The following is a 653-nucleotide window of genomic DNA, read 5'->3' on the forward strand; positions in this document are numbered from 1 at the left end:
CTTATTCCTGGTGGATATTCCAGGATTCATGATTGGGACGAAGGTCGAACGGGCAGGAATCATTCGCCATGGTGCGRAAATGATCTCGGCCATGAGTGAAGCCACTGTTCCCAAGATTTCCGTCATCGTCCGTAAAGCTTATGGTGCCGGACTATATGCGATGGCCGGTCCCGCCTTTGAACCGGACTGCGTTCTTGCCTTACCGACGGCATTGATAGCGGTCATGGGAGCTGAAGCTGCGGTCAATGCAGTCTATGCCAATAAAATCAATGCGATGGAACCAGAAGAGCGCCCTGAATTCATTGAACAGAAGCGCAATGAGTATAATGAAGATATCGATATTTACCGCTTAGCCTCTGAAATGATCGTTGATGGCATCATCCAGCCGAATGACCTGCGTGATGAATTGAGCGCGCGGTTTGAAGCGTATAGCAGTAAGCAATTGACATTTACCGATCGTAAGCATGGGGTCTATCCCGTATAAAGTATTCCATGAAAAAAGCCCGGTTCATCATGACCGGGCTTTTTTCATGGAATAAAATGAATGATTATTTAAATAATTAGAAAATTTTTCTGTTTTAGAGTTGCTAAATCACACAAGGAAGAGTACTATAATTAGTAATTAAAGATTTACTAATTACTTAATTCCATAC

1 protein-coding gene is annotated in these 653 nt (G+C 43.3%); it reads left to right on the forward strand.

Annotated elements, in window-relative coordinates:
• Nucleotides 1-484 (forward strand): carboxyl transferase domain-containing protein (locus AC1DVB_RS27815; protein ID WP_477592082.1); only part of this gene is annotated, 484 nt, incomplete at its 5' end.
• Nucleotides 485-653 lie beyond the last annotated feature (169 nt).

It is taken from the genome of Peribacillus sp. P4_D6, from assembly GCF_056401795.1.